At 58.6% G+C, this 18,935-nt stretch carries 16 protein-coding genes; 5 read left to right on the forward strand and 11 right to left on the reverse strand.

The features are described 5' to 3' along the window. Positions 1-5: 5 nt before the first annotated feature. A complete protein-coding gene (locus QSV77_RS22835; protein ID WP_302735154.1) occupies positions 6-2,360 on the forward strand; it encodes a fimbria/pilus outer membrane usher protein in 2,355 nt (784 codons plus the stop codon). Then, complete coding sequence (locus QSV77_RS22840; protein WP_302735155.1) at positions 2,357-3,307, forward strand: spore coat U domain-containing protein; 951 nt, start codon at positions 2,357-2,359, stop codon at positions 3,305-3,307. Before QSV77_RS22835 ends, QSV77_RS22840 begins: the two co-directional genes overlap by 4 nt. 17 nt (positions 3,308-3,324) lie before the next feature. On the opposite strand, the gene QSV77_RS22845 is transcribed toward QSV77_RS22840, so the two are convergent. Beyond that, positions 3,325-4,212, reverse strand: a complete 888-nt coding sequence (locus tag QSV77_RS22845; RefSeq protein WP_302735156.1) for a LysR substrate-binding domain-containing protein — start codon at positions 4,210-4,212, stop codon at positions 3,325-3,327. Positions 4,213-4,319: 107 nt separating this feature from the next. Between QSV77_RS22845 and QSV77_RS22850 the strand changes: the two genes are divergently transcribed. Then, on the forward strand, positions 4,320-5,573 hold the full coding sequence (locus tag QSV77_RS22850) for an aromatic ring-hydroxylating dioxygenase subunit alpha (protein ID WP_302735157.1): 1,254 nt from the start codon (positions 4,320-4,322) through the stop codon (positions 5,571-5,573). Then, the gene (locus QSV77_RS22855) at positions 5,563-6,654 is read left to right on the forward strand and encodes a hybrid-cluster NAD(P)-dependent oxidoreductase (protein WP_302735158.1); all 1,092 of its coding nucleotides are present in this window, start codon (positions 5,563-5,565) and stop codon (positions 6,652-6,654) included. Before QSV77_RS22850 ends, QSV77_RS22855 begins: the two co-directional genes overlap by 11 nt. Positions 6,655-6,749: 95 nt before the next feature. Here QSV77_RS22855 and QSV77_RS22860 read toward each other — a convergent pair whose 3' ends face one another. From QSV77_RS22860 to QSV77_RS22905, 10 genes are all read right to left on the reverse strand, one after another. Then, positions 6,750-7,760 (reverse strand): GlxA family transcriptional regulator, encoded by a 1,011-nt coding sequence (locus QSV77_RS22860; protein ID WP_302735159.1) that lies wholly within the window; start codon positions 7,758-7,760, stop codon positions 6,750-6,752. A gap of 32 nt (positions 7,761-7,792) precedes the next feature. Then, entirely contained in the window at positions 7,793-8,791 is a 999-nt protein-coding gene (locus QSV77_RS22865) for a 4-hydroxyproline epimerase (RefSeq protein WP_302735160.1), read from the reverse strand. Positions 8,792-8,800: 9 nt separating this feature from the next. Then, positions 8,801-9,658, reverse strand: coding sequence for a proline/glycine betaine ABC transporter permease (locus QSV77_RS22870; protein WP_302735161.1), 858 nt, complete (start codon positions 9,656-9,658; stop codon positions 8,801-8,803). After that, positions 9,658-10,503, reverse strand: a complete 846-nt coding sequence (locus QSV77_RS22875; protein ID WP_302735162.1) for a proline/glycine betaine ABC transporter permease — start codon at positions 10,501-10,503, stop codon at positions 9,658-9,660. Before QSV77_RS22875 ends, QSV77_RS22870 begins: the two co-directional genes overlap by 1 nt. Positions 10,504-10,525: 22 nt before the next feature. Then, a complete protein-coding gene (locus tag QSV77_RS22880; protein ID WP_302735163.1) occupies positions 10,526-11,617 on the reverse strand; it encodes a glycine betaine/L-proline ABC transporter ATP-binding protein in 1,092 nt (363 codons plus the stop codon). An 85-nt stretch (positions 11,618-11,702) separates the two neighbouring features. Next, positions 11,703-12,554 (reverse strand): glycine betaine ABC transporter substrate-binding protein, encoded by an 852-nt coding sequence (locus QSV77_RS22885; RefSeq protein WP_302735164.1) that lies wholly within the window; start codon positions 12,552-12,554, stop codon positions 11,703-11,705. A 78-nt stretch (positions 12,555-12,632) separates the two neighbouring features. Next, on the reverse strand, positions 12,633-13,979 hold the full coding sequence (locus tag QSV77_RS22890; RefSeq protein WP_302735165.1) for an FAD-binding oxidoreductase: 1,347 nt from the start codon (positions 13,977-13,979) through the stop codon (positions 12,633-12,635). Continuing rightward, entirely contained in the window at positions 13,976-15,493 is a 1,518-nt protein-coding gene (locus tag QSV77_RS22895; protein WP_302735166.1) for an aldehyde dehydrogenase, read from the reverse strand. The genes QSV77_RS22890 and QSV77_RS22895 overlap by 4 nt, the downstream gene beginning before the upstream one ends. After that, positions 15,486-16,400 carry a dihydrodipicolinate synthase family protein gene (locus QSV77_RS22900; RefSeq protein WP_302735167.1) on the reverse strand — a complete coding sequence of 305 codons (915 nt, stop codon included), beginning with the start codon at positions 16,398-16,400 and terminating at the stop codon, positions 15,486-15,488. Before QSV77_RS22900 ends, QSV77_RS22895 begins: the two co-directional genes overlap by 8 nt. Beyond that, a complete protein-coding gene (locus QSV77_RS22905; protein WP_046801950.1) occupies positions 16,397-17,113 on the reverse strand; it encodes a GntR family transcriptional regulator in 717 nt (238 codons plus the stop codon). Before QSV77_RS22905 ends, QSV77_RS22900 begins: the two co-directional genes overlap by 4 nt. A 551-nt stretch (positions 17,114-17,664) precedes the next feature. On the opposite strand from QSV77_RS22905, the gene QSV77_RS22910 reads away from it, so the two are divergent. Further along, on the forward strand, positions 17,665-18,933 hold the full coding sequence (locus QSV77_RS22910) for an extracellular solute-binding protein (RefSeq protein ID WP_302735168.1): 1,269 nt from the start codon (positions 17,665-17,667) through the stop codon (positions 18,931-18,933). Positions 18,934-18,935 lie beyond the last annotated feature (2 nt).

Genomic DNA, 18,935 nt, shown 5'->3' on the forward strand with positions numbered 1-18,935 from the left:
TATCCGTGGCGCAGGATTTGCCCCCTGCGACGCCGCCCACTTCTTTTGCTGCAAAAGAAGCCGGGCAGTTGCAGCTCGAAGTCTACATCAACGATGTTTCAACGGAACTGATCGCCACATTTCGTCAAAACGACGCCGGGTCGCTTCTTATCGAACCGGAACAGCTGAAAAACATCGGGATTTCTCCGGTTGAAAGCGCGGCAGGCGACGATGGCTGGATCGATGTCTCCAGGCTGCCGGATGTGGTGACCCGTTATGATGAAAGCACGCAGTCGGTCCATTTCACCCTGCCCACGGCGGCTCGGGCGAGCAAGGTCATCGACGCATCCGGCAGGAGCGCTGAGGAGGAAGACGAGGATGTGCAGGACAAGGCCACTGGCGATTTTGGAGGTCTGGTGAACTACACGATCTACGGCTCGTCCGGCGGCAACAAATGGTCGGATCTTACCGACTTCAACGGTGTCTCCGCCCTTTTGGAAAGCCGGGTGTTTGGCCCGCTGGGCGTGCTGTCTTCGTCTCAGGTCCTGAGCACATCCCGCCTGTCGCAATTCGACACCCAGCGCCTCGACACCACCTGGAGCTACTCCGATGAGGACAGCCTGACGACATACCGGGCCGGAGACTTGATCACCGGGGGGCTGAGCTGGACACGTCCGACGCGGTTGGGCGGCGTGCAGATCCGCCGAAACTTCGATCTGCGGCCGGATATCGTCACCATGCCGATGCCTGAATTCGCAGGCTCCGCTGCGGTGCCCTCCACCGTCGATGTCTATGTCAACAATATCCGCCGCCTGTCGCAGGATGTTCCCGAGGGACCATTCTCCATCACCAATCTTCCGGTCATCAGCGGCGCGGGCAATGCAAGACTGGTGGTGCGGGATGCGCTGGGGCGTGAAACCGTGTCCGAAACGCCTTTTTACACCTCGCCGGATCTGCTCGCGAAGGGTCTCATCGATTTTTCGGCCGAGCTTGGCTTTGCCCGGCGCAACTACGGCACCTCGTCTTTCGATTATGATGACAGGCCACTCGGCTCGGCGACGGTGCGTTATGGATTGTCGGACGGGTTGACGCTGGAGGGCCACGCCGAAGGCGGCGAGGATTTCTACAATATCGGCTTCGGCGGCGTCTTCACGCTTGGAGCCCATGGACTGGCGGCGATTTCGGGCGCATCGAGCCGGTTTGGCGCGGAAAGCGGTTATCAGCTTTCCGCAAATGTCGAAGCCGAATTGCTTGGAGTACGGTTAAACGCCCGCTCGCAACGGACATTCGGCGACTATAACGATATGGCATCCGTTTCCGCCGATACATCAAAAGTCCGCACGATAGCCGGCCTGCTCAGTGCGCGGCCACCGCGCGCGCTCGACCAGATTTCCGTGTCCACGCAACTCGGCTTCGATGAGACGAGCCTTAACTTCTCCTACACACAGCTGGAAACCTTCGATGAAAGAAAATCCCGGCTGCTTGGCCTTTCCGCCACGCGGCCCTTCGGCGAAAACGGCAATATCTTCATCACCGCTTATAAGGACCTCGAGGACAGCAATTCCTATGGCATCTATGCCGGCCTCTCCTGGTCGTTCGGCGGCGGCGTCTCCGGTTCAGCCGGCCTGTCCTCCGATGCGGACGGATATTCCATGACGGCCGAAGTCGGAAAATCCGAGGAACAGGCGGAAGGAAGTTATGGCTGGCGCCTGCGCGGTTCGATGGGCGGCAACGATATCGCCTCCGCCTCCGGCAGTTATCGCGGCAGCGTCGCGCGCGTGTCAGCTGGCGTCGATCAATTCAACCGCACGACACAGGCCTATGCCCAGATCGACGGATCAATAGCGCTGGCCGGCGGCGATGTCTTCATTGGAAACCGGATCGATGATGCCTTCGCCGTCGTGGATGCGGGCGCACCCGGTGTCGATATTCTGCTGGAAAACCGCCCGATCGGCCAGACGAACCGACGCGGAAAGATACTGCTTCCGAACCTGCGATCCTATGACGTCAACAACATCACGCTGGACCCCAGCAATCTTCCCGTCGATGCCCGCATCGACACGACAAAACAAACCGTCAAACCGACAGAACGCGCCGGAGCAGTCGTCAACTTCAAGGTGGAAACCGAGGGGCAGGTGGCGCTGGTGACGCTGAAGGATGAAAGCGGCCAGTTTATCGAAACCGGATCGACCGGCAAGATCGACGGTGAGCGTGACTTCATCGTCGGTTATGACGGACAGGCCTATCTCGATAATATCGGCGAAACACATCGGCTTTCCATCACGCAACCAACAAAGGGAGAGTGCGAAGCGCAGATTACGGTCTCCCCTGCCGCCAAGACACGCGCCACCCTCGAAGCCACATGCAGGAGCGTTCAATGAAGGTTCTGACCCGGGCTACCCTTGCCATCGCCGCTTTCCTGTCCGGGACACCGGTTCTGGCGCAAAGCTGCAGCTTCAGCATGTCGGACATGAGTTTCGGCTTCGTCAACCTTACAAGCGGCAGCGCCGTGGATACCACCGCCACATTGTCGGTGACCTGCTCCAACCCTTTGTCGCTGGCGCTTTCAATCCGCATCTGCCCCAACATCAACGCCGGTAGCGGCGGGCAATCGGGCGGCATCCGACGGATGCTGCAAGGTAGCAACGTCCTCAATTATCAGCTGTACCAGAACTCCGGGCGCACAACGCCCTGGGGATCGGTCACCCAGCCCGCGCTTGGATCACCTCCGCCCATCGATATGGCGCTGCCCCTCCTTCTCAACAGCACAACCCGTACCGTTTACGGCAGGATTACCGCCGGTCAGGCCGCTGCCGCCCGTGGCCCCTATCTCTCCAGCTTTGCCGGTGCCGAGACCAGTTTCACCTATACGTCATTTCTTTTATTGGCACCGAACTGCTCCGACATAACCCAGAACCCGACACAAGTACCCTTCAATGTTACAGCTGCGGTCTCGCCGACCTGCATTGTCTCGGCACAGAACATCAATTTCGGTAGTCATGGCGTTCTCAATACCGCAGTCGATGCGACGGGGGCCATCGGGCTCACCTGCACCAGCAACCTGAATTACAGCGTCGCGCTCAACGGCGGCCTGAGCAACAGCCCGCCGGCGTCGCGCCGGATGGTACTGGCTGGCGGATCGATAACCTATGGGCTCTATCGCGATGTCAACCGCACGAATGTCTGGGGAAGTGCGGCCGGCCAAATCACCACCGGCACCGGAACCGGTACCCTGCAGACACTGACCGTCTATGGACGCGTCCCGGCGCAGAATACACCGGCACCGGGAGTTTACAGCGATACTGTCGTTGTGACGGTCAGTTACTGAGCGATGTATCCCGCCGTTTACCCATGCAGCGCCGCAGTAAGCCAGGCCGCCGCGCGGTCGATCGCCATTGTCCTTCGCGATTTGATCGGCAGGACAATGTTGTAGCGAGCGCCGGAGGGCATTCGCGTGTCATCAAAGGGCACCAGCGTCCCGTCGTCCAGGAAGGTCTTGACCAGAAGCCCCCAGCCAAGCGCCAGCCCCTGCCCTTCGCGCGCAGCAAAGATGGTTTCGGTATAGTGATTGAAGCGCAGCGTCGGCTTTATTTCGAACCTGACATCGAGGTTGGAAAGCCAGTGGCTCCATGAAAGCCATGACCTGTCCTCGACATCCGTTTCTATCAGATCATCCGACGCGACCAAGGGTCCCGTCCCGCGTTTTTCCAGATAGGCGGGTGAACATACGAGCATGAGCATGTCGTCACGCGATGCGATGACAGTGCCGTCGTTAAACGGAGGAACACCGTATCGGATGGCTATGTCGATATCGCCGTCATCAAGATTGATGCGCGCATCCTGCGAGACGACCCGGATCTGAATTCCGGGATTCTGCGCGCGGAAATCGGCAAGGCGCGGAAGCAGCCAGAAAGACGAGAACGCAACCGTTGCGCCGATGGTGACGACGTCTTTCGCCGATCCCTTGATGGCATCTATGGTCTCTGCGATGTTGACGAAGCTTTGCGCCAATGACGCTCCGAGAGCCTCGCAGGCAGCCGTGGGCTCGATCGCCCGGTGCTTGCGGATAAACATCGGTACACCCAGCTCATCCTCCAGCAGGGCGATCTGTCTGCTGACCGCCGCTTGGGTAACGCCAAGTTCCCCGGCAGCCGCGGTGAAGCTTCTCCGACGCAAAACCGCCTCAAGCATGATCAGCGCCGTCAGCGACGGCAGGCGTCTGCGAAACTGCATCATAGTCTCTTTGCATTACATTTCATTATGCCAGCGTAAGAATTAATGCCGTTGAGAAGCAAGGGATGCAAGCGCAATCTCCATGGAAATAAACATTAGGGGATATCATGCTAAACAAGCTCGCATCATCCATCTCGTCATTGCTCGATGCCCGTACCAACGGGCATTCCCTGCCCGCCGGTCTCTATACGCGCGACGACGTGTTCGACGCCGATATCGAGGTGTTCTTTCACAAGCACTGGATCTGTGTGGGTCTCGACTGCGACGTTCCGGAAGCCGGCGACGCCACGGTGGTCGACATCGGCAGGACGAGCCTCATCCTCCTGCGGGACGACGAAGGCGAAATCCGCGTACTGCACAATGTCTGTCGCCATCGCGGCGCGCGTCTGCTGGACGCCGGCAGCACGATCATCTCGAAGCTCGTCTGCCCCTACCACACCTGGACCTATGAACTGACCGGCGAGCTCAGCTATGCGCCGCACATGGGCAAGGACTTCGACAGGAATTGTCACAGCCTGCGGCAGGTGAATTTCAAATCGATCGGCGGCTTGATTTACGTCTGTCTTTCCGACAATCCGCCAGAAGATATCGACCTCCTCGAACGGACGATGGCAGAACGTCTCGCCCCCTATGACATTCGCAATGCAAAGATCGCACATCAGACCGACGTCATCGAAGATGGCAACTGGAAGCTGACGATGGAAAACAACCGCGAGTGTTATCATTGCTCGGCAAACCATCCGGAGCTCTGCGTTTCCTTCGTCGATCTCGACTTCGGTTTCGACCCGGAGACATTGAGCCCCGAAGACCGGGAGCAGGCCGAGGAACATTTCCGGCTTTATGAAGAGCGGACAAGGGCATGGGAAACGGATGGCTTTCCCTCCTCGGCCGTCGAACAACTTACCGATTGCGCAACCAACTTCAGAACGCAGCGTCTGATCATTTCCGGCGCAGGTGAATCCCAGACCCATGATGCGACGGCCGCTTCCACCAGACTTCTCGGCCATATGACCCGGAAGGATCTGGGCGACACACATCTCTGGGGACACAATTCCTGGAACCACTTCATGGGGGACCATGCGGTTGTTGCAATCGTCATTCCGCTCTCGGCTGGAAAAACCCTCGTGCGAACGAAGTGGCTGGTTCACAAGGATGCCGTTGAAGGCGTCGACTATGATTTCGACAAGCTGACCGATGTGTGGATCGCGACCACCGATCAGGATGCGGATCTGGTCGCCCGCTCCCATGCTGGCGCCCTCGATCCCGCCTACCGGCCTGGCCCCTATTCCCGCTTTTCCGAAACCAATCTCGACAAGTTCGCGACGTGGTACATCGACCGGATGCGCGCCAATGGATATTGATCTTGCAACAAGGAAAAGCGGTGCGGTTGCAGATCGCGGCGTGTGGGATCCGGAGCATGACGACACGCTTGTCTGCATCGACGTTCATCAGGAAACCCATGATGTGAAGAGTTTCACCTTCGCATCCCCGCATGGAAGGCGGTTCGATTTCGAAGGCGGCCAGTATTTTCTCTTCGATTTTCCGATGGGGAGCGACGCCGAAGCGCGCTGCTACAGCATCTCGTCATCACCCCACCGGTCGAATGCTTTCAGCGTCACGGTCAAGCGCGTGGCGAACGGTCGGGTATCGAACTGGCTTCACGACAATTTGGCCAGGGGCATGACGGTCAGCGCACAAGGCCCGCTTGGGCACTTCATCCGCCCGCATGCCGTCTCTTCCAAACTGCTTCTTCTCTCCGGCGGTTCGGGAATAACTCCGGTGATGTCGATCCTTCGCGACCTCGCGGATCGCTGCGAACCCGCAGATGTCGTCTTCATGCACGCGGCGCGGACGCCGCGCGATCTGATATTCCGCGATGAACTGAACTGTCTTGCCGCTCGAATGAAGGGGCTGCGTCTGCATTTTCTTCCTGAAACAGTGCTTGGAGAGCCGTCATGGCCGGGCCTGACCGGCCGCATCACAGCCGAATTCTTGAAGCTTGCCGTACCCGATATTGCTGATCGAACCGTCATGTGCTGTGGCCCGGCGCCTTTCATGGCGGCAGCCCGTTCGATTTCATCGGCGCTCGGTGTTTCAGCTCAAAACTATATCGAAGAGAGTTTCGACGCGGCGGTGATCGATGAATCGGGGCTTCCAGCAGGGGAGGCCGCTGCAAGCAGGGTATGGCAGGTTGAATTTCAAAAGCAGGGCCGGAACATTGAAGTGGGAAGCGACCAGACCGTTTTGTCGTCGGCAAAAAAGTCCGGGGTTCGCCTGCCTTCGTCCTGCTCCAACGGCGTTTGCGGCACCTGCAAGTCGAAGCTTGTCTCCGGCACCGTCGATATGAACCACAATGGCGGAATACGGCAACGGGAGATCGATGCCGGAATGTTCCTGCCTTGCTGTTCGCGACCGCTTAGCGATCTTGTCATCGATCGCTAAACACCAGCATGGGTAAACGGCATCGCATATAAGGATGCCGTTTCCCATTCTTGCAAGACCCGAAAAAGTCGACCGTCAGTGCTTGCGGTGCAGCGTCAATTCCCTGCCAAAAGAGCCGAACGCAGGTGTGACGGGGTCTGCCCGAACTCTTTCTTGAATGAGCGCGTGAATTGCGAGGCCGTGTGAAAGCCGAGATCGAGCGCGATATCGGTCAGTGGCAATTTCGTCTGCGTGAGAAGTACCTTGGCACGTTCAAGGCGCACCCGCACATAGGCGCGTGCCGGCGAAATGCCCGCTTCCTTCTCGAAGATCCGCTCCAGCTGTCTGCGCGTCACACCCACGAATGCTGCGAGTTGAGCAATCGGCATATCGCCGTCCAGATGCTGTTCCATCATGATCATGACCGCCCTGAGACGCGTGTCACTGTACTCCTCGTAAAGCGGTCTTCTTGGCTGGATTTCCAGATGGGAGCGCGCCTTCTCGATCTGCAGCACTTCAAGGGCGTTTCGCTCCGCATCGGGGCTGATGTGGCGCCGGACGAGAGCTGCCGCCATGTCGGCGGCACTGCTGCCTCCGGCGCAGGAACCCCGGCGCCTGTCGAGATTGAAAATCCTGTCCGACCGGACTGACAGTCCGGGAAACCGTTCCCTGAACGCCTTGGCATGAAGCCAGCTCACGCAGACGTCGTGGCTCTTCATCAAACCCGCTTCAGCCAGAATAAAGGTGCCGGTGCAAATGCCGAGCAGGGGAACCTTTCTCGCATCGGCAAGCTTTAAAAACGCGATCGTCTCGTGATCGACGGGATCTTCCCTGTTCAGCAATCCACCGATGACGGCGATATAATCGAACCGGGTGGGATCGACAAAATCCGATGTCGGGGCGACCTGAACACCACAGCTTGAAATGATGAGATGACGGGTGCTGCCCAGCACCTGCCAGTCGGCTTTTACCCGTCCCGAGCGATCCTGTTCGTCGCTCGCAAGGCGCAGGGTATCAACGAACATCGCAAAGGCAGACAGCGTGAATGAGCGCGCCAGCACGAAGCCGACCTTGAGCCGGTTTGTCTGGTCCGTTGCCTCACCCTCTTTGTGCTGTTCCGGACGCATCGCCTCGCTCTCCTCACCGTTGTCTCACCCACTCACGAAATCTGAAATCCGTGGGCGAGCGGGTCGCGATCATCGACATAGATCGTGTTGTGTCCGATGATGCGGGCCCAGGCGCCAATGCTTGGGATTATCCCTTCAAAGGGACCGATATTTGCGGCGCTTTCGACACGCCCTTCGAAGATCGTGCCGATGAGGCTCTCGTTTCTATAGGTTGAACCGACCGGCAGGCGTCCTTTTCCATGGAGCTGCGCCATGCGTGCGGATGTGCCGGTGCCACCCGGAGATCTGTCAATCGCCTTGTCGCCATAAAACACCGCCGACCGGCCATCGGCACCGCTATCGACGGGCACATCACACCAGATGGCGTGATGCACGCCCCTGATGCGCTCGTCATCGGGGTGGACGGGATCGCAAACACTCTTGAGAGCATGACGAAGCTTCTGGCTGTATTCGATAATTTGCGATGCGGTCATTCCTTCGAAGCCTTCCCAGTGTTTCTGGGGCTCGATGACGGCGTAAAAATTGCCGCCATAAGCGATATCAACGACAAGCCGGCCGATACCGGGGACATCGACCTCGATGTCGCTTTGGTGAAGGTAGCTCGCTACATTATGGAGCCGGACCGCATCAACGAAACCATCCTTCATCGTGTAGGTGACATCCACCCTGCCGGCGGGCGTCTCGATTGCAACGACACCCGGCGTGCGAGGTTTCACCAGGCCTTCTTCAATGGCAGCGGTGACAACCCCGATCGTTCCTGCACCACACATCGGCAGGCAGCCGCTGACCTCGATGAAAAGAACGGCGAAATCACAATCGGCGCGATGCGCGGGATATATGATGGCGCCCGACATGATGTCGTGCCCCCTCGGCTCGAACATCAGCGCCCGACGGACCCAGTCATGCTCGCGAATGAAGATTTCCCGCCGCTCGCCCATTGGAAGATGCGGCAGCATCGGTCCACCGGCTGCGACGAGGCGGACCGGATTTCCGCAGGTATGGGCATCGATGCAAAAGAACGAATGTCTCACGGGCTTTCCTCAATCCAGTGCGGGTCTCGCGACCGTGTTACGATCAAGCAGACCGCGGCTCAGCCGATCGAGAAGAAGTGCGACAGCGACAATCGCAAGGCCGGCACGCAGGCCAAGACCCATTTCCATTCGCGTCAGACCACGTGTGACTTCCGCGCCGAGCCCTCCCGCTCCGACAAGACCGGCAAGCACCACCATGGCCAGAGACAGAAGGATGCACTGGTTGAGGCCAACCAGAAGCGTCTGTCTGGCGAGCGGAATTTCGATCTTCCACAGCACCGAGCGGGGATGTGCGCCGATGGCGCTTCCGAGCTCCAGGAATTCCCGCGGCACCTGATTGAAAGCCAATGTCGTCAATCGCAGCATGGGTGGGATACCGTAAACAATCGTCGCGATGATCGCCGGCACGCGCCCGAGGCTGAAGATCATGACCGCCGGGATCAGATAGACCCACGGCGGCACCGTCTGCATGACGTCGAGAACCGGGCGGACGATTGCTTCCAGCGTCTTGTGCCGGGAGCACAGGACGCCGATCGGAAATGCGATCGTAACCGAGATCAGGACGGCGACAGTCACCAGCGACACCGTCTGCATCGACGCAGTCCACAGACCTACCAGCAGGCAGAAACCGAGACACAGGCCGGCAAGGATCGCCGCCCTGATGCTGACGGCAAAAAACGCGGCGATAAAAACAATCACGATCAACGCATAAGGCGGCACCGAAAGCAGCGTCGCCTCAAGGGCCGAAAGGACGGCCTCCACCACATAACCGATCGCCGCAAAAAGCGGATGCAGGTTGGTGTTGAGCCAGTCGACGGCCGGAGCCAGGAAGGCACCGGGTGAGAACTGCAGGATTGTATCAGCCATCACTTCCTCCCTGCCCCGATACGGGCGGCACTCTGGGTAATGCGATCAAGCACCATCGTCAGGACGACGATAGCAATCGCACCGTTGATCGATGTCGCGATATCGAGCGTGCGGATCGATCCATAGATCGTCTCGCCGAGCCCGCCAGAACCGACGATGCCCGCAATCACCACCATGCCGAAGGCCATCATCAGGCTCTGGTTGACACCGGCCATGATGCTCGGAAGCGCAAACGGCAGGCGGATCTTGAAGAACATCTTGCGCGGCGTCATGCCGATTGCCTCGCCCAGCTCGAGAAACTCGTGGGGTGTCATTCTGATGCCGAGCGAGGTCAGGCGGATCGCAGGGGGAATGGCAACGACAACGGTGGCAATCAGCGCCGTGGCGGGGCCGTATCCGAGAAGCGCAATGGCCGGCAGCAGATAAATATAGGGCGGCAATGTCTGGATCAGGTCCAGCCCCGGCTCCATGAACCTGTCGAGCGCGGTGAAGAAACCCGCCGCAATACCGATCGGAATACCGATGACCAGCGCCATTACGGTCGCAGTCAGCACCAGCGCCAGCGTGCTCATGGTTTCCGGCCAGAGGCCCATGGCGTAGCAGAGAACAAGAGCGAGACCGCTCAGAACCGCGAACCAGCGATTGACAAGCCGCCAGCCTATCAGCGCCACGACGACCGCCACCAGATAAAAAGGCGGCAGCTCCAGCAGCCAGAGAATACCATCATAGAGACCTTCGAGAACCAGCCGGACATAATCGAAAAGGGATTCGCCATTCTCGCTCACCCATTCCAGCGTTGCATCCGTCCATTCATCGAAGGCGTCTGTGAAGCCTGAAGTGTCCATTTCACGAAGCTCCAGCTAGAAATCAGGCCGCCGCGCGGTCGTTGTTGGAGGAACCCTTTACGCCCATGAGGAGACTGCGGGGAGTGACGATACCGACGACCTGCTCGTTATCGACCACGGCGATCGCATCGCGTTCCGACTGCATCGTCAGCGCGATCAGCTCATCGATGTCGGCGTCCGGCGTCGTGCGTACCAGCGTCGAAAGGTCCGAATTCGGCTGGTCCTTTCTGTAGTCGCTGACACTGTGCATGACCGAATGCGCCTTGATCAGATGCAGACGGGAAATACCGGCCACGAATTCCGCAACATAATCATCCGCCGGATTGAGAATGATGTCTTCGGCAGTCCCGGTCTGAATGATCGCGCCGTCTTTCATGATCGCGATGCGGTCGCCGATGCGGATCGCCTCATCGAGATCATGGGTGATGAATACTGCGGACTTGCCGAGCTGCTTTGTCAGCTGGCGGAATTCGTCCTGCAGCTGCCGCCTGATCAGCGGGTCAAGCGCGCTGAACGGCTCGTCCATGAGAATGATTTCGGGATCGGAAGCCAAAGCGCGCGCAAGACCGACACGCTGTTGCATTCCGCCCGACAGTTCAGCCGGGTATCGCTCAAGCCAGTCGGCCAGACCAACCTTTTCGAGAGCCTGCTTTGCCGTGCTGTTGCGCTCGGTCTTTGATATGCCCTGAACTTCAAGGCCGAAGGCAGCGTTTTCAAGAACCGTTCGATGCGGCAGGAGTGCTACGTTCTGAAACACCATACCGATGTTCTTCGCCCGCATTTCACGCAGATCGGGCGGCGACAGGGCGGCGACGTCCCGTCCCTTGACCAGCACCTTGCCGGCGCTGGGCGTAATGAGCTTGTTCAGCATGCGGATCAGCGTCGACTTCCCACTGCCTGAAAGGCCCATGATGCAGAAGATTTCGCCACGCCGAACCTGCAGGCTGGCATTGTTCACACCGACAACGCAGTTGAATTGCTGCAACACTTCCTTCTTGCCAAGCCCGCGTTCGGCAATCGATCGCATCGCGGCGCCCGTCTTGTCGCCGAAGACCTTCCAGAGAGACTGGCAGTCGATCAGGATTTCGCTCGATTGAGCAGCGTCGATTTTCATGGCGGTTCCCTTGAGCCAATTGCGCTGGCTTCTCTGGTTGCTTTGACAAAAGCCGCCCGACCGATGCCGGGCGGCCATTGCGCGATCAGTTCTTCTTGATATTTTCCCAACGCTTGATCAGGTCGGCATGGGCGCCGATCCAGTCCTGCACGGCCTGGTCCATGGTCTTGCCGTCCTTGACCGCACCATTGATCGCGGTGATATCGGCGATCGGCACGTAGACGCTGGCCATGACTTCGCGGGCATGCGGATTGTCGGCGGAGAAACCCTTCTGGCCGATCCAGTAATAACCCTGTGGCGGCGGGAAGACGCCCTTCGGATCCTTGAGATATTTCACTTCATATTTCTGGACCATCCATGACGGTTCCCAGACCGTCACCGCGATCCATTCCTTGCGGTCATAGGCCGACTTCAGTGCCGCCGTCATGGCCGCGGTGCTGCCTTCCACCAATTGCAGCTTGATGCCGTATTCCTTGACGGCGTTCGACGCGTCTTTCATCAGGCCGGAGCCCGGCTCGATACCGATGATCTTGCCGCTGAATTTGTCGCTGTTCTCATTGAGCTGCTCGAGGCTGTCGATCGGCACGTATTTCGGAACCGCGATGCCCTGATAAAGGCCGTGCGAAACCGGCGAGATCTTCTCGAGGCGGTTTTTGTTCTTGTTCCAGTAATCCTGGGCCACATAGTCGGTCTGCGAGGCCAGAACCTGAATGTCGCCCTTTGCAAGAGCGGCGTAAGCGATGCCCCATTCGGAGAATTCGGTGACCTTGACGGTATAACCGGAATCTTCAAGGACCTTTTTGGTGATACCGGTAATAGGTGTCAGATCCTCCCAGGACAACGTGCCCATGTTGATGGTCTTTTCTTCCGCACGGGCGGGAAGCATGCTCATTCCAATCATGGCGGCGGCGCAAAGCGCCTTCCACATCGTCTTCATCGCTCTTACTCCTGGTTTCTTGTTCCCATCTTTATTGAAGCCGCGCCGGGCGCGTGCCTCTTATTGCGCGGCGAAGGTTCACCCCTCGCGGCCTGCACGCAATTCCTGCAATCGGATCACGCCATTGATGCCCAGCCATGCCAACGGCTCGGGCGGTATTCGCGAAGGCTGCGGGTGATCCATGTATCGGCTGAGTTCCGGGGATGTCGTCCCGGTCGCAAGATCGGCGGCCATGATGCCGGCCAGAGTGCTTTTTACTGTTCCAAGACCGTTCTCGCAGCAGGCGGAAAACAGCCCCTCCTCCACCTCGCCGAAGGCGGGCGCATGGTTGCGGCTGAGACAGAGACGCCCGGCCCAGCTATGCTCGAAACCGATCTGCGCCAGTTCCGGGAAACGGGCATCGAGCGAACGGCGATGCTCCTCTTTCATCCTGGCCATCCGGTGCTCGCCAACGGCAACCTTCGTCTCGTAGGTATACTTGGTGCGGATGACGATCCGCGAAACGCCATTGGTGGTGATCTTGCGAATGGTCGCTCCCATCGCGTCTGCGGGAAGCAGCGCCCAGCGATCCCTGCCGGAAACCGAAGAACCGGACGCACCAGCGGGGAAGCCGGCCGTCATCGAGGCATATGCGAAGATATGCATCAGCCGGCCACCGAAATGGCCGAAATCATCGATATGTCCGTTGACGCCGAGAATAACCTTTGTGGCACTGACCGATCCGGCAGGAGACGAAGCAGTCCAACGTCCATCCTTCCGTGTGAGCGATGTGACCGGCGAGCGTTCGAAAATCTCGATCTTGTCCGAAAGGCCGGCGGCGAACTGGCGCACATAATCGGCGGGCTGGATCAGCACTGTTCCGGGCGTATAAAGCCCACCGAGATAATAGCTTGACCCGGTAAGTTCCCGCATTTCCTGTGCGTCGAGAAACAGGTGCTTCTCACCGGCCGCCTTCAGCGACTGGCCAAAATTCTCGTTCAGCTTCATGCCACGCCCGGTGGCAGCCGCATTGGTCTTGCCCGCCGGATCGAAGGTCTCGCGCGACATTCCATAGTCCTGCGCCGCGTCTTTCGCGAAAGCGATGGCAAAGCGGTTCTGCGCCATCTCCACCCGCGTCGCTTCGGCTCCGCCGCTGGAATATTCGCTTGCGGAAAGATTATGCGGAACATCGATCATGAAACCGGAATTGCGGCCTGACGTGCCCTTGCCGATTTCACCCGCATCCACCAGCACGATTTTTTCGCCAGGGCGGAGAGCCTGCAGACGCCGGGCCGCCGAAAGGCCGGCAAAACCCGCGCCGATCACCAGCCAATCGGCCGATACGGCGCTTTCAAGCTTTTTAAGCAGGAAAGGGCGCTGGCTGATCGCCTCCCAACCGGAGACGCCGTTTTCGACTGGAAGACGTCTCACGGTTCCCGTTGTCATCTGACCGTCTCGTCCACGGAGCGCTCGGAAACATCGATCCAGATCGTTTTCAGCTCGCAGTAATTGTCATGGGCGAAGACAGACTTGTCGCGACCACCGAAACCGGATTCCTTGTAGCCACCAAATGGCGTGCTGGCGTCACCTTCGCCGAAGCAGTTGACGGTGACGACGCCGGCACGGATTTCACGCGACAGCCTGATGGCGTGTCGCAGACTGCCGGTATAGACCGAGGCCGTCAGTCCGTAATTGGTGTCGTTGGCGAGCGCGACAGCCTCGGCCAGCGTGTTGAACGTCGTCACAGACAGGATCGGCCCGAAGATTTCCTCTTGGAACAGCCGGCTTTTCGGCGTAACGCCATCAACAACGGTCGGCTCCACAAAGGCGCCATTCTGTGTGCCGCCGCCATGGACGACCGACAGTTTCTCCGCCCTGGCGTCCTCAAGGAACGAGGTCACCTTGTCGAAATGCGCCTTGTTGACCAGCGCGCCGATGCGGTTTTCCGGATCAAGCGGGTCGCCTGTTTTCCACTCCCGCAGATAAGCGCCGATCCTGTTCAGAAGCTCGTCCTTGACCTTCGAATGGACGATCAGGCGCGAGGTGGCCGAGCAATTTTCGCCCATGTTCCAGAAGGCGCCGTTGACGACCTGTTCGGCCACGAGGTCGAGATCCTCGGCATCATCGAGAACGACTGCCGGGTTCTTGCCTCCACATTCCAGCACGACCTTCTTGAGGTTGGAATCGGCGGCATAACGCAGAAAGCGGCGGCCGGTCGGTGTCGAACCCGTGAAAGCGACCATGTCGACATCCATATGCAGGCCGAGAGGTTCGCCCACATCCTTGCCACTGCCGGTGACGACATTGAAAACACCGGCCGGAATTCCGGCCTCATGCGCGAGTTCCGCAACCCGAAGCGTGGTGAGTGTCGTGTCTTCCGCCGGCTTGACGACGACGGAACAACCGGCGGCCAGCGCCGGGCCGATCTTCCAGGCCAGCATCAGCAGCGGGAAGTTCCATGGCAGCACACATCCAACGACGCCGATCGGCTCGCGCATGATCATGGTCAGCGCATTGGAGCCGACAGGGGCAGTGTTGTCGTAGAGCTTGTCGATCAGCTCGGCATGCCAGCGCAACGTATGAATGGTGTCGGGAATATCGACTGTCTGGCACTCGCGCACCGGCTTGCCGCTATCGAGACTTTCCATGACCGCCAGCTCGTGGCGGTTCTCTTCGATAAGCTTTGCGAGCTTGAGGAGCACGGTCTTGCGCTCGCCCGGATGTTGCAGACGCCAGCGACCGTCATCGAATGCATCGCGAGCCTTGAGAACCGCGAGATCGACATCCGTGCTGTCGCATGCGGCAATCTTTGCAAGCGTTTCGCCGTCTGCCGGGTTCTTGGTCTTGAATGTCTTGCCGGAACTGGCCGGACGGAATGCGCCATCGATAAAAGCGCCCGTCGGAAACTGGAGATTGGCGGCAATCGCCTTATATTCGGCGGCGGTCAACGGTTCATGCATGACGATTGGCTCCCGACGTGATCTGGCCGACCGTCCGCTTCAAGGTGGCGACAACGGTCTCAAGTGTTCTCTTTTCTTCGGAATTCATCGGCCGCAGCGGTGCGCGGACCGGGCCGGCCGTCAGCCCGATGATCTCGCAACCATGCTTGATCGACTGGACGAACTTGCCACATTCAAGGAAATCCATAAGCGGCAGCATTGCGGTCATGATCGCGCGCCCCTTGTCGAAATTCTTTTCGATGACGCAGGCCTCATAGAGCGCGACGTGTTCTTTCGGCAGGAAATTCGAGCCGGCACAGACCCAGCTTCTGGCGCCCCATGCGAAGAATTCCAGCGCCTGATCGTCCCAGCCGCAGGACAGGGCGATATGCGGAAACTTGCGGGCGAGCAGATGAAGGTTCGCCATTTCGCCGGAACTTTCCTTGATGGCGACGACATTCTTCGATTTGCCGACGCGCGAGAAATATTCCTCACCCATCATCACACCCATGCGTGCCGGATAATTGTAAAGCATGATCGGCATATTGGCCGCGCGGTCGACGGCAAGCGCGTGGACCGCATTCTCCCGCTCGGTCGGCAGCGCATAGGGCGGTGTCGAAACCAGGATTGCGTCTGCGCCGATCTCCCTGGCGGCCTTCGCGTATTCGATCGAATCCTCAGTGCGGGTCGCACCGGTTCCGATGATCAGCGGCAGCCGGGTGCCGATGACCTCCTTGGCATAAGCTGCAAGATCAAACCGCTCCTGGCTGGTCTGGGCGTAATATTCACCAGTCGAACCGCCGACGATGATGCCGTGAACACCCGCCTCGATCAGCGATTCCAGCACTGCGGCGAACGCCTTCCGGTCGATCTGGCCGCGCTCGTCGAGCGGCGTTATCGCCGGGGTGTAGATCCCCTCAAATTTCACGATGACTTCTCCAGTGATTGCGTGGCCGGAGCGCCGAGCATCGCATCCGCCTTGATGCCCTGCGGGGCGATGAACATCTCCATGTTCTCGCGCGACAGCTCCCAATGTTCGAAGACGAGATCAACAACAGCATCCTCATCATGGGCGCCCAGCGCCTCGATGAAACTGTCATGATGTTCGACGGCCAGCTGCAGGCGCCGTTTCATGTCGGCGCTGCGCGGCCGAAAGAATGTGTGGCCGATGCGCGCGTGATCGATGAGAAGGCGACCGAGGCTCGGCTGCAGATAGGCATTGGCCGACATTTCGCCGAAAATCTCGTGGAAGCGATTGTTCTGCAAAACCATGCTCAACGCGTCTTCGTCGCCGCTGGCCTTGCGGAACCGCTCCTGCGTCTCTTTCAGATCGAGGAGTTGTGCCGGCTTGAAATTCTGCACCGCCAACCGCCCGATCGCGGCATAAATCATCGGCGCGACCTGGAAGAAGTTGCGAAGCGTCGTGTGGTTCATCGGGATGACACGCGCGCCCCGGTTCTCACGAATATCGATATATCCCTCGCCTGCCAGCCGACGAAAAATGTCACGCACCGGCGTCCGGGACAGGCCGTAATGTTCGCTCAGGGACACTTCATCGAGATCCGCGTCCGGATCGAGCTCCATCGTCAGAATCTGCCGCTTCAGATCCTCATAGAGACTGCTCTTAACGGTCTTCGCCATCGCGTAACTCCGAGCTTCCTGATGTTGATAACTGGAAGATTACACGGGCAAGGCATGGCGTCAAGCGATTGTGTACTTAAAGTACACATTAGGTGCAATATAAAAATACAATTCTGTAAATTCTGGGCTCTTGTAACGTGTGAGCGCCCGTACGACGATTTCCAACGGGCAACGATATCGCGTACCAAAATCGTAAAAACGAAAACGAACATGTGAGAGACTGGCCGGATAAGCAGGCTGGCGAGGAATCGCCGCGCCTCAGATGCTTTGTCGATCCAAGAAAGCGCAACTGCACATCCTGACAGCATTGCCTGCTTTGGACTGAGCGCCTTGCCAGTTTCTGTCAATTATTTGCTCGAGGCCGTCGACGATCCAGTCAAGCGGTGCGAGCGCGCGAATCGGGACGGTGGGCCTTCGCCTGGGAAATTTCACGGCGGTGCTCACAAACCTGTTTCCCGATCATCCAACTCGTCGGCTAGACTTTGCAGCAGATTTTCTTCGGAACAATCTCTGGATGGTGAAGTTACCTTTCTTCAGGAGGAGGACCATCCATGAGCACCAAAGCCATTTTTGCGGGCGCATTCACCGCCCTGTCGATGTTTTTTTCCACTGCGGCACTGGCGCAGACCGACCTGACGATGTGGTATCACGGCGCGGGCAATGTTGAAGAACGCAAGATTTTGGCCGGCATCATCGAGGACTTCAATTCGTCCCAGTCAGACTGGCGGGTCTCGCTTCAGGAGTTTCCGCAGAGTGCCTATAACGAATCCGTCACCGCCGCAGCACTTTCCAACAAGCTGCCCGACATTCTGGATGTCGATGGGCCGAACATGCCTAACTGGGCGTGGTCGGGTTATTTGCAGCCACTGCAGATCGATGAAGTAAAGCTTGAAAATTTCCTGCCCGGCGCCGTGGGCAAGTGGGGAGACAAGCTCTATTCCGTCGGGCTGTGGGATGCCGCCGTTGCGGTCTTCGCCCGCAAATCGGTTCTCGATGAAAACGGCATTCGCATTCCCACACTGGAACAGCCGTGGACCGGCGAGGAGTTCAATGCGGCGCTCGAGAAAATCGCGGCCGGTGGCAAGTTCGAATATGCGATCGACCTTGGCATGGCCGACAAAACCGAATGGTACAGCTATGCCTTCAGCCCGTTTCTGGAGAGCTTCGGCGGCAGCCTGATCGACAAGAAAGATTATCAAACTGCCGAAAACTTCCTCAACGGCGACAGTGCCGTCAAGTTCGGAGAATGGTGGCAGTCTCTGTTTGAGAAGAAGCTGGCACCCGGAACGTCACAATCGCCTGCCGATCATGAAACCGGTTTTCTGGAAGGTCGCCACGCCTTGCAATGGATGGGCAACTGGGTTGCGGTGAAGGCGCTGGAGAAATATGGCGACGACCTGCTGTTCCTGCCGGCGCCTGATTTCGGGCAGGGAACGAAGATCGGTGCCGGATCCTGGCAGTTTGGTGTGTCGGCCACAAGCAAGCATCCGCAAGGCGCGTCGGCCTTCATCGAATTCGCCATACAGGACAAATATCTCGCGCAGTTTTCCGATGCGGTCGGCCTCATCCCGGCCACCTCCTCGGCTGCCCAGATGACGAAGAATTACAAGCAGGGCGGCCCGCTCGAAGTTTTCTTCGAACTGTCCAAGCGCCAGGGAACGTTGCGTCCGGTCACGCCGGCTTACGCCTTCATCTCGCCGGTCTTTTCCAAGGCTCTTTCCGACATTGCCAACGGTGCGGATGTTGCCGATACGCTGGACAATGCAACGGATGAGATAAACAACAACATTGAGCGCAATTCCGGTTACCAACCCAAATAAGG

It is taken from the genome of Agrobacterium sp. V1 (assembly GCF_030518355.1).
Taxonomy (GTDB): Bacteria; Pseudomonadota; Alphaproteobacteria; order Rhizobiales; family Rhizobiaceae; genus Agrobacterium; species Agrobacterium cucumeris.